Source organism: Campylobacter sp. JMF_01 NE2, assembly GCF_027737365.1.
In the GTDB taxonomy this organism is placed as follows: domain Bacteria; phylum Campylobacterota; class Campylobacteria; order Campylobacterales; family Campylobacteraceae; genus Campylobacter_B.
Map to the genome: position 1 here is coordinate 1 of NZ_JAOVTR010000025.1, position 1074 is coordinate 1074.

Sequence of the window (1074 nt, forward strand, 5' to 3'; positions counted from 1 at the left end):
ATGATCTCTCGCACCTTTTCGCCCTCAATCGTCTCTTTTTCATAAAGTGCTTTTACCATATTTTCTATCGCACCGCTATAAGTTTGAAGTCGCTCTTTTACGGCATTATAGCGTTCATTTAAAAGCTCTTTTGTAAAAGTATCGATTTTAATCGCCATATCTTCGCTATAATCTTTTAAGCTCTGACCGCCTGTTAAGAATAAATTTTGGCGTTTTTCTAGAACCATAAGCCCTGCTACATCGGTCATTCCCACTTGCGTAATCATGTATTTTATAATATCCGTTGCTCGCTCTAAATCGTTACTTGCTCCTGTTGAAATCTCTTTTATAAAGACTTCTTCTGCTGCTCTGCCTGCTAGTAAAACATCGACTTCTGCCATAAGCTCGTGTTTTTGTTTTAAAAAGCGATTTTCTTCTGGCGAATTTAGCGTATAACCGGCAGCACTTATGCCACGCGGCACAATGGTAACTTTCGTAACTGCCAAAGCCCCTTTTGTAGTTTCAGCCAAAAGTGCATGACCGCTTTCATGATACGCCACAATGCGTTTTTCAAGTGGATTTACACGGCGCGATTTTTTCTCTAAACCAATCGCCACGCGTTCAATGGCTTCAAGCAAATCTTTTTGCTCGACTGCTTTTTTGGCTTCACGCCCTGCTAAAAGTGCAGCTTCATTTATGATATTGGCTAGATCAGCTCCTGCAAAACCCACGGTCAAACGGGCAATCTCTTCAATATCAATGTCATTTGCAAATTTAACATCTCGCATATGCACTTTTAAAATCGCAACCCGTCCGTCAAAATCAGGTCTATCGACCACGACTTGTCTATCAAAACGACCAGGACGCAAAAGCGCAGCATCTAAGACTTCGGGGCGATTTGTCGCTGCTAGGACGATAACAGGGCTTTTATCGCTATCAAAGCCGTCCATTTCAGCTAAAAGTTGATTTAGCGTTTGCTCTCGCTCATCATTTCCGCCGCCGATTCCCCCTGCTGCTCTGCTTTTTCATATGGCGTCGATTTCATCTATAAAAACTATCGCAGGGGCTTCTTTTTTCGCCATTTCAAAAAGGAAT

1 pseudogene is annotated in these 1074 nt (G+C 42.2%); it reads right to left on the bottom strand.

What is annotated here, in order from left to right:
* Window positions 1-1074: pseudogene (locus OFO01_RS08970) on the bottom strand (ATP-dependent metallopeptidase FtsH/Yme1/Tma family protein); the annotation flags it as partial.